At 70.3% G+C, this 9,501-nt stretch carries 10 protein-coding genes and 1 pseudogene; 4 read left to right on the top strand and 7 right to left on the bottom strand.

Translation table 11 applies throughout. The features are described from left to right. The coding region (locus tag ACWCYO_RS39295; protein WP_449786882.1) for a hypothetical protein at positions 1 to 184 on the bottom strand (184 nt) is incomplete at its 3' end. A gap of 643 nt (positions 185 to 827) precedes the next feature. Here ACWCYO_RS39295 and ACWCYO_RS39290 point away from each other — a divergent pair. From ACWCYO_RS39290 to ACWCYO_RS39280, 3 genes are all read left to right on the top strand, one after another. Next, positions 828 to 1,529, top strand: coding sequence for a hypothetical protein (locus ACWCYO_RS39290; RefSeq protein WP_449786881.1), 702 nt, complete (start codon positions 828 to 830; stop codon positions 1,527 to 1,529). Positions 1,530 to 1,688: 159 nt separating this feature from the next. Beyond that, positions 1,689 to 2,825: an IS630 family transposase gene (locus ACWCYO_RS39285; RefSeq protein ID WP_449786880.1), complete on the top strand. Its 1,137-nt coding sequence runs from the start codon at positions 1,689 to 1,691 to the stop codon at positions 2,823 to 2,825. 153 nt (positions 2,826 to 2,978) lie between these two features. Continuing rightward, complete coding sequence (locus tag ACWCYO_RS39280) at positions 2,979 to 3,335, top strand: hypothetical protein (protein ID WP_449786879.1); 357 nt, start codon at positions 2,979 to 2,981, stop codon at positions 3,333 to 3,335. Between the two features lie 241 nt (positions 3,336 to 3,576). Here ACWCYO_RS39280 and ACWCYO_RS39275 read toward each other — a convergent pair whose 3' ends face one another. From ACWCYO_RS39275 to ACWCYO_RS39260, 4 genes are all read right to left on the bottom strand, one after another. After that, positions 3,577 to 3,891, bottom strand: a complete 315-nt coding sequence (locus ACWCYO_RS39275; protein WP_449786878.1) for a hypothetical protein — start codon at positions 3,889 to 3,891, stop codon at positions 3,577 to 3,579. Between the two features lie 147 nt (positions 3,892 to 4,038). Next, the gene (locus ACWCYO_RS39270) at positions 4,039 to 4,578 is read right to left on the bottom strand and encodes a hypothetical protein (protein WP_449786877.1); all 540 of its coding nucleotides are present in this window, start codon (positions 4,576 to 4,578) and stop codon (positions 4,039 to 4,041) included. A 30-nt stretch (positions 4,579 to 4,608) separates the two neighbouring features. Then, positions 4,609 to 4,875: a NucA/NucB deoxyribonuclease domain-containing protein gene (locus ACWCYO_RS39265; protein WP_449786883.1), complete on the bottom strand. Its 267-nt coding sequence runs from the start codon at positions 4,873 to 4,875 to the stop codon at positions 4,609 to 4,611. A 354-nt stretch (positions 4,876 to 5,229) separates the two neighbouring features. Next, positions 5,230 to 5,757, bottom strand: coding sequence for an ATP-binding protein (locus tag ACWCYO_RS39260; RefSeq protein WP_449786876.1), 528 nt, complete (start codon positions 5,755 to 5,757; stop codon positions 5,230 to 5,232). A gap of 85 nt (positions 5,758 to 5,842) precedes the next feature. Between ACWCYO_RS39260 and ACWCYO_RS39255 the strand changes: the two genes are divergently transcribed. Beyond that, a complete protein-coding gene (locus ACWCYO_RS39255) occupies positions 5,843 to 6,172 on the top strand; it encodes a hypothetical protein (protein WP_270139936.1) in 330 nt (109 codons plus the stop codon). Between the two features lie 33 nt (positions 6,173 to 6,205). On the opposite strand, the gene ACWCYO_RS39250 is transcribed toward ACWCYO_RS39255, so the two are convergent. Then, on the bottom strand, positions 6,206 to 9,172 hold the full coding sequence (locus ACWCYO_RS39250; protein WP_449786875.1) for an AfsR/SARP family transcriptional regulator: 2,967 nt from the start codon (positions 9,170 to 9,172) through the stop codon (positions 6,206 to 6,208). A gap of 121 nt (positions 9,173 to 9,293) precedes the next feature. Continuing rightward, positions 9,294 to 9,501, bottom strand: a pseudogene (locus ACWCYO_RS39245) (hypothetical protein); the annotation flags it as partial.

Below are 9,501 nucleotides of genomic sequence, written 5' to 3'. Positions count from 1 at the left end.
TGGTGCCCTGCAGGGCGCGGCCGTGCTTGCCGAGGCCGGCGGCGAGCCACTGGGCGAGGACGTCGTACGGGTCGGGGCGGGTCACCGGGAAACTGGGCCGGCGCGCTCCAGCGCGGTGTAGAGAGGCTGGGCAGCGCACTTCAACTACCTGCACCAATGCGCCGCCGCTCAGCGGCCATGCCATGACCGACCCAGAATCAGCGCCTCAGCCAATCTGCGAATCCACAGCTCATAGCTGCAGCGAAGTTGCATGTTTCTTGAGACTGCACAACCTTCCGGTCGGCCGCACTGCGGACACTCCAACCGGTCCGGGCCGGCCTTCTCCCGCGGCTCCAACTCCGAGCCCGCCTTCCCGCCGATAGAGCCCCGGCACGTCCAGCACGAGCGCAGCGCGGCGTTCGCCACCCGGGCGGCATCGGCCTGTCGTTCCAGCCACTCCGTGGTAGTGGGCTTGTCAAGCCGTCAGTTGAACTGGCGCGAGCCGGAGTTGGGCGCCGCAGACCACGACCGTCTCGGCGAGGGGACGGTCCGCCAGCTCGCGGCTCGCCGGGGAGAAGATCGCGGCCGCGGCCGAGAGTCTAAGTGGTCGGCTCCGGAAGTCCTTCGGGGGTTGACTCCGGAGCCCTTGTCGTGGGTGGCGTCTGGTCAGATGTCGGGAGTGGTGAGGTAGAGCGCGCAGGCGTAGTCGGGGGCGGCGCACCGGGCGCCGGCGAGTGGCACTGTGCGGTCGGCTCGGGGGGAAACAGAGCGGCGGCAACAGCGTCACCGTGCCCTGAGCCGAACGCACATTGACATCCCGAGAGTCCCTAGGGCTATAGGATCCCTTGGTGATCATTGACCAGGGGAGATCGGCAATGAAGAACAAGTGGGGGATTCTGACCACCGCCATAGCCGTTGGCGTGCTCGCCACAGGCTGCGGATCCGACGGTGGCGACAAGAAGGACGCTCTGCCGAAGGCGGAAAAGCTCGCTGCCGACACCGGAGCACGGTACAAGGCAATCCGCGTACCCGCGCTGGACGGCATGACCTGCGACAAGGGCAACGGAGGCTTCCACTTCGGCAGCGACCTGGACATGGACATCGCCGGTGACGACGACCTGCCGCAAGTCAAGCAGGACTCCGGGGAAGACAAGGTCTCCTGCTTCGGCGCGACGCGCATCACCCTCAGCAAGGGCGCGATGCGGGCGACCGCGCCTAACCTCACCACCCGAACGACGTTGTATGAAAAGGTGGCGGACCCCGCCGCCTCACTGGACAAGGTCTTCTCCCACACCATGGAGCTGGAGAAGGGCTACGGCCGGAACCCGGTCGGCGAGCCCAAGTCCTTCACCACCAAGGACTTGGTGGTGAAGTGCCAGCAGAACGTCAGCGACACCTTCCCCATGACGACCTGCTTCTGGGCAAACTACGGAGCGATCGGCGTCGTCGACTTCTTCCCGCCGGACGGCAAGCACGTGCCGATCGACGAAGCAGCCGCACAGACGCACAAGTTCGCCGTGGGCGCCCTCTCGACCACCGACACATCCTGACCCCTCGGAGGACCGCCAGGAGGTGCCCGAGCGTGTCACCCAGTACGCCCGCGAGGAGATGAAGCGCGCCGAACGGCTCGACGGCCATCCTGCTCGATCCGGGCGCTTTTCGTGATCGGCCTGTCTGCCATGCCCCTTGCCGCTGCCCGCCCGATATCCGTGACCGCTTCCGAACGCAAGCGGTTGAAGAAGGTGGCCTGGGGCCACCGAAGCGAGTACCGGGCGCGGGTACGCGCGCATATCGTGCTGCTGGCCGCACGCGGCTGGGCCAACGCGCGCATCGCCCGGCAGGTCGGGGTACACCTGGACACCGTGCGGTCCTGGCGGGGCCGTTTCGCCGAGCAGCGGCTGGCCGGGCTGGCGGACCGCCGCCGCTCGGGACGCCCGAGCGCCTTCACACCGCTGCAGCGGGCCCAGGTCACCGCGCTGGCCTGCCAGTTGCCCAGCGAGAGCGGTGTGCCGCTGGCGCGTTGGTCGGCCCCCGAACTGGCCCGGGAAGCCACAGAACGCGGCATCGCGACCTTCGTGTCCGCCTCCACCATCCGCCGCTGGCTTCGGGCCGACGCGCTCAAGCCGTGTCAGTACCGGTCCTGGATCTTCATCACCGACCCGCTGTTCCGGCCGAAGGCCCAACGGGTACTGGACCTCTATGCCCGCACGTTCGACGGCGTCGCGCTGGGCGAGGACGAGTACGTCATCAGCGCGGACGAGAAGACCTCCATCCAGGCCCGCTGCCGCTGCCATCCCACCCTCGCCCCGGGCCAGGCCCGCGCGATGCGCGTGAACCACACCTACGGGCGCGGCGGCGCGCTGGCTTACCTGGCCGCCTACGACGTCCACCGGGCTAAGGTGTTCGGCCGCACCGAACCACGCACCGGCATTGACCCGTTCATGAACCTGGTCACCCAGGTCATGAGCCAGGAACCCTACGCCAGCGCCAGGCGCGTGTTCTGGGTCGTCGACAACGGCTCCTCGCACCGCGGGCAGAAGGCCGCCGACCGGCTCGCCGCCGCCTTCCCGAACGCTGTCATGGTCCACACCCCGGTGCACGCCTCCTGGTTGAACCAGGTGGAGATCTACTTCTCCGTCGTGCAGCGCAACGTCGTCTCTCCCAACGACTTCACCGACCTGGCCCAGGTCGGGGACCGGCTCCGAGCCTTCGAAGACCGCTACAACGCCACGGCACAGCCGTTCCAGTGGAAGTTCACCACCTCCGACCTGGACGATCTGCTGGCCAGGCTCGACCGGCACACCGCCGATCACCAGGAAGAATCCTCGTTCCGCCTCGCCGCGTGATCAACCCCCGAAGGACTTCCGGAGCCGACCACTAAGTTGGGCACAAGCAACCCGATCCCGATTGGCAATGGTCAGATGGCTTACAGCTCCAACACCGTCCCGGCTCGCTCATCCTCGAACGCGCGATGGCCGCTGCTCACCACCATGGCGATCGTGACCGTACCGATTGGACTGGCCTGCACCGTCTACGCGTTCTGGGCCCATCGCCACTACGTCGGCGGACTGATGTGCGTTCCCACCCCCGCGATACCCGTGTCCGCACAGGTCGCCGCATGGGCTGGCCCCACCATCGGCATACTTGCCGCGCTGTTCCTCTCCATGCTGCTGTGGGCCTCGGCGCGGGGTCAGAACACCACGGCGCGGCCTCTCAAGCCGCTGCTGATGATCATCGCGCTCGTCATCGACCTGCTGCTCATCGCGCCGGAGGTGTCCAACCTTCACTCGGTCCTTCCGGACTTCAAGCCGCACAAGGTCACCGCCAGCTTCTGCAAGGAGGGCTACAGCTACTGAGATCCGCGCCAGGAGCCGTGCCTGGACGGTGCGCAACACTGCCGCCGGGCAGTTGCCCCAGCTGTCGGCGGGGTGGGCCTGGCAGGGCGCTGGGGTCTTCTTCGTCGTCGTCATGGCGCCACCCTGGCCGAGGCCGACTGTGGACAGCTGACGCTGTCCACAGCACAACGCGGCCCAGCCGGAGGTCACCGGCTGGGCCGCGCAGCGAAAGGGCAGCAGGCCCTGGGGCCCGGGCGGTCCGTCAGAACTGAGTGCGGCGTGCCATGGGCCGGACGGGCGGGGCTTGCTCGGTGCCGCGCAGTGCGAGGGCCGCGGTGCGGGTGCGCTCCAGCCAGCTCATGACCTGGCGCAGCGTGGCGGGGTCGAGGTGGCGGGTGAGGTCTCGGACGGTCTGGCTGGTCGGCCTCGGTGAGGTGGTGGAGGCCGACGCGGTCGAGGGCGGTGTAGAGGGGCTGGGCGGCGGTGCCGGCGAGGCGGCGGGGCCGTCGAGTTTCTCGGTCGCGGGGATGGCGAGGTGGCCATGGTGGGCGGCCCCCAGGCGTTGGCGTGCTTGCACCAGATCGTGCCGAACGCGTCCAGCTCCGAGACGCGCGCGGCATCCAGCAGGCCTTGGCCGTTCTTGGATGCTGTGTGGTGGTTGTTCTGCTCCAACGGGGTGTGGCACCGCCGTCAGGACGGTGCCACACCCCCGTGATGCCTGGTCCTAATCCTCGTCTTCGTCGTCCTCGGACTCGGAGGTCCACCACAGGTCGATCCGGTAGGTCTCCAGGACCTCCCGGTGGGCTGCCCAGATCGTGTCGGTGTCCGCCTGCGACTGCGGTTCCGCCGCGCCGAGTTCGGTGTGGAGGCTCGTCTCCTGCGCGGCCGCCTCATGTCGTCCCTTCCAGGACACGCGGCCTTCGTAGACGCCTGGGCGTGGCAATGGGAAGTGACCAGCGATGTCCGGGGCAAAGGCGCGGATGACCACTTCGCCGGTGGCGCTGTCGAGCACTGTCGAGCGTTCGCCCTCGGCGCCCCAGGTACTGTCGGCCGGCGCAGGGCCGTCCCACACCCGTACCAGGATCTCGGCAGGCGCGATGCTCTGGAGGCTGCGGAGATAGATCTGGGTACCGGTGCCCGCTACCACCGTGTCCCAGCTCTGCCTGACAGCTTCGGAGTTGGTGAGGTAGGCGTCGGAGTCGTACACCTCGATGAGGCCGTTGTCGGGCCTGGCTTCGGTGCGGAACTCGAACAGAATCGGCACTGGCTGTCCTCCGGCCTTGGCGAGTACGGCTTACGGGACGATCGTGACGTAGAAGGGGTCGTTGTCCAAGATCCGGTTCGTGGTGAAGACGTCCTTGATCATGTTGCCTCCGTCTCCGTTGTCCTTGCCGTCGATCAGCCGTGCCGAGTAACGCTTGTCCCCCTTGTTCGCACCTTCATAGGTGGAGGAGAACGGGTACTCGTCGCATTGCAGTCCGGAGCCGGAGTAGTCGCCCCAGACCTCGTTGCAGGTGGCTATCGCGACCTTGCGGTTCTCGTCCTGCTTGGCACGGTCGATGAACCGGAGCAGGGGTTGCTACGCTCCGGGAACGCCGCGCAGGCACGCGACCTGGTGGGCGGCCTGTTGACGGATGTGTGCGTCGAGGTGGGCGCGCCGGACGGTGTTCATCACGACGGTGAGCACGATGACGTCTCGTACCGTCTGGTAGTCCGGCCAGGCACCGATGTGGTCATAGGGTCCATGGGAAGCGGCCGGCGAAAACGCACCACAGGAAGGCGATCGGAACCGGTGGCGTCTGCCCGTACGACGGCTGCAAGACGCTACTGGCGGCCTACACCGTGATGCTCAGGCAGCTGGTACCTCACCGCTCGGCTCCGGACGCGCGCGGGACATTCCGACGATGGGCCTCGCTCAGGAGGCTCGAGCGGTGGCGTCGGCCCGCAATGCCGCGCGATCCAGATCAACCATCTCGTCAGCGACCACGATCGAGGTCTGGGCCAGGCTCGACACCGCTCGCGGCACGTCGATCTCGGCCCAGACCGTCTTGCCGCCGGCCCCGAGGTCGTCAACGCCGAATCGGTCAGTGACCGCCTCGACGAGGCACAGGCCACGGCCGCTGGTGACGACCTCATCCGCCCGCCGGTGTTCGGGCCTGCCGCGCCCGGGGTCAGTCACCGACATCCGCAGCACGCCCGGCGTGTGCGTCAGAGCAGCGGTCAGCCGCACATCCGCCCGGTCTCCCCCACAACCGTGCACGATGGCATTGGCACCCAACTCGGACAGCGTCAGCTGAAGGTCTGCCACCAGCGGATCGTCCAGGTGGAGGCCGAGCCTCGGCAGCGACTCCTTCGCCCACCGGCGGACGGCGCCGATCTGGACCCGTTCGGCAGGGAACCTCGTCGTGATGGTGCGTGGTCTCGGTTCCGTGGGGCGCCTCACAAAAATTTTCGGGGGACCAGGGTCAGGTGTCGGAGCAGCCCGTGTCGCTGCCCCTACTGCGGCGCCTCAGCTCGACCGGAAGCAGGTGCTCAGCGAGCTGGACGGGCTGGTCAAAGCCCTCGATCGCCTCTGGGGGCGGGTCCGGGGCGAGGCGACGTTGTACGTCCCCTACCGTCTCGAGCGGAACCCGCACGCGTTCGGGCTCCTCGAAGCTTCCACAGAATTCGGGACTTTGTCCGCCGGTCCGTACACCTGCTCCGGGAACTCATTCGCCGGCTCGCCGGAGGAGGCGGCGCGTCACCTACGGGACCTCCTGCTCAAGGAGGTCGGCAAGCACGGGGTGCCGTTCAACGCGCAACCGTTTCCGCCCGGGAACGGACTCGCGATCACGCTGACCGTGACATCCCCGCGATGACATCCGGCCGAACCGGGCGAAGACCTGACCGGGTCACCGCGTGGCAGGAGCCGGGCCGGGGCCCGGGCCGAAGCACAGGGCCGGGTACGCGCTGCTCGGTGCCCCGGCCAGGCCGCGCGCGCCGAGACGGACCTGCTCGACGTCGTCGAGGATGCCGCGGGCTTCGCTGAGCCAGGAGTCCAGGCCGTGGCGGTCCGCGAGCACGGCGGCCTGGAGGGCGCGGATGCGGGTCTGCGGCCACTCGGCGAAGCGGGCGTGGGTGCGGGCCATCGTGATCAGCGTGTCGGCGGCCAGGGCGGCGTTGCCGAGCCCCTGGAAGATGTCGACGGCCTCCTGGAGTCTGGCGAAGGCCTCGTCGGCGCGGCCGAGACGGCTCAGCACGTCGCCGAGGTGGGCCAGGGTGACGGCGGAGCTGTTGGCGTTGCCGTACTGGCGCCAGAGCACCAGCGCCTCGCGGTACTGGGCCTCGGCCTCCTCCATGCGGCCGGCCACGCGCAGCGCGTGCGCCAGGGAGTTGAGCAGGATCGCGGTGTGCCGCTCGCTTCCGCCGGTCCGCCGGTGCAGTTCGAGGGCGGCCCGCGCGTGGGCGAGCGCCTGGTCGACCCGGCAGCCGGCACCGTACGCGATCGACAGGTTCGCCTGGGTGGCGGCCTTGCTCGCGGGGTCGTCGAAGAGGGCGAGTGCTTCCTCTAGTTCCTCGATGGCGAGGTCGTAGCGCCGGGCCATCCGGTGGCAGGCGCCGAGCGTCCGCAGCAGCCACGCGCGGCCGATCCGGTCGCGCCCTCGCTCGGCGACGCGGAGCCCCTGGTGGAGGTAGTCCTCCCACTGACCGGTCCACCAGCAGGTGCGCATGTAGCCGAGCAGCCACACGGGCAGTCGCCACGCCAGGTCGGGTCGGGTGCCCTGGCCGGCCTGCCGGATGGCTTCGCCGATGTTCCGCAGCTCCTGGCGGCACCAGGCCATCGCCTGCGCCTGGTCGGTGAAGACGGGCAGCGGGGCGGGCGGCGTCTCGTCGAGGCGGGGTGGCAGCTGGTAGCCCTCGCCGAGGGCGAGCCGGGCGTTCTCCAGCGCGAGGGCGTACCACAGGCACAGCCGCTCCCGGGCGGACTCGCGCACGGTGGCCGGCTCGTCCTGATCGGCCCGTTCGGCGGCGTACTCGGCGAGCAGGTCGTGGAGGCGGTAGCGCAGCGGGGCGGGACTCTCCAACAGGTGCGCGTCGACCAGCCGTTCCAGCAGGTCCTCGGACTGTCCCGGGGTGCGGTCCAGCAGGGCCGCGGCGCCGGCGGGCGAGAGCACCTGTCCGGGCCACAGGCCGAGCAGGCGGAAGGCGCGAGCCGCTTCCCGATCGCCGTGCCGGTCGCTGTCGCGCAGCGTCAGGTAGCTGGAGCCGAACGTGGCCCGCAGGTCCAACAGGCCGGCGGTCAGCGCGGAGAGGCGTCCGCGTTCCTGGTCGCCGACGCGGTCGGCGAGGGTGGCCAGCGGCCAGGCGGGACGGGCGGCCAGCTGGGCACCCGCGATCCGCAGGGCCAGCGGCAGGCCCGCGCAGGCCGCGAGGACGCGCAGTGCGGCGTCGAGGTCCTGTTCGACGCGGTCGTGGCCGCACAGGGCCGAGAGCAGCGCGCGCTGCTCCTCGGCGTCCATGGGCGCGAGCGGCAGGTGGTGGGCCGCGGGCAGGTCGGTGAGCGTGTTCCGGCTGGTGACGATCATGGCGCTGGAACCGGTGCCCGGCAGCAGCGGGAGGATCTGGGCGCTGTCGCGGGCGTTGTCGAGGACGATCAGCACGCGCCGGTCGGCCAGCACGCTGCGCAGCAGGGCGGAACGGTCGTCCGTGCCGCTGGGCAACGGCTGTCTGCCGGTTGCGGGCGCGGCCGGGGACAGGTCGTCCAGGAGGGTGGCCAGCACCTCGTGCGTCTCGCGGGGGATGCCGGTGCCGAAACCGCGCAGGTCGAGGTGGAGCTGGCCGTCGGGGAACCGGCCGCGCAGCAGGTGCGCGGCATGGACGGCGAGCGCGCTCTTGCCCACCCCGCCCATGCCCGTGACGGTGACCACCGACGGACCGTTCCCGTCGGCCGCCTGCTCCAGGAGGCGGAGCAGCCGGTCCAGCTCCGCCTGGCGGCCGGTGAAGAACGCGGCGTCCGCGGGCAGTTGGGCGGGTGCGGGGGCACGGGGTACGACGAGGACCGGGACGGTCGGAATGGCTGCGGCCGCGGTGTCGGCCGGGGTGTCGGCCGGGGTGTCAGCCGCGGCGCGGGGCAGCGGGTCCGGATCCGAGGTGAGGATCTGCTGGTGGAGGGCCCGTAGGGCCGGTCCCGGGTCCACGCCCAGCTCCTCGGCCAGGGCCGCCCGGACCGTCTCGTACGCGGCCAGCGCCTCGGCCCGGCGCCCGCTGCGGTACAGCGAGGTGACGAGCAGCAGCTGCAGCCCCTCGTGGAGCGGGTGGTGCGCCGCCCAGCGTCCCAGCTCCGGAGCGATCTCGGTGTGCCGCCCCAACTGCAGCTCGGCCTCGAAGCGGCATTCCAGGGCCTGGAGGTGGGACTGGCTCAGCTGTTCGACCTCGGCGGACAGCGTGTGCAGCTCCGGCAGGTCCGACAACGGCCGTCCGCGCCACAGCGCCAGTGCGGCGCCGGCGTGCCCGGCGGCGGCCGGCCAGTCCTTCCGCGCACGGGCCTCCCGCGCGGCCGCGAGCAGGTCCGTGAAGTCCCGGACGTCCAGTTCGCCCTCGTCCACCCGCAGGAGCAGGCCGTTGCGCGCGGACTGCAGCCGCGGGACACCGTCCGTGTGGAGGGCACGTCGCAGCCGCAGCGCCTGATTGTGCAGTGCCGAGACCGCGGTCGCCGGCGGCTGCTCACCCCACAGGGCGCGTTGGAGCGCGTCGAAGGACACCGCGCGGTTGGCCTCGAACAACAGCGCGGCCAACAGTGCGCGGCCCTTGGGACCGCCCATCGGCAGCACTCGGCCGTCCTGACGGACCACGATGGGCCCGAGCAGGCTGAAGCGCATGAATCCCCCGATTCGGAACCAGCGCCACACGTAGCGCCTTGCACGGATCAACAGCTGGACGGACGGATGGTATCCGCTGATTGACCGGTAGGCATCCAGCTGTCGACGGCAAGTTAGCAGGTCAGGCCCTCTTTGCGGAGTGGGCGGGGCGTGCGGGCGGGTGGGCCGCATGCGGACGAAGCGGGCGGCTGCTCGCCGCGGGCGCGGCACTCCGTACCCCCACCACCGGGCAAGGCTCCAGCGCCCGCGCCACCAGCCGGGCCCGGTGCGGCTGCTTCTCGCTCGCGACCAGCCCCGCACCCCGCTCCGCGGCGAGCGCGCCGAGCAGC

The sequence above is a fragment of the Kitasatospora sp. NPDC001683 genome, assembly GCF_053596495.1.
Note: the sequence above shows the minus strand (reverse complement) of the source record. Positions and strands in the feature narration are given on the sequence as shown.

Coding starts and splice junctions, on each gene's coding strand:
- ACWCYO_RS39250 (WP_449786875.1), bottom strand. CDS start 9,172: ATGCGCTTCAGCCTGCTCGGGCCCATCGTGGTCCGTCAGGACGGCCGA.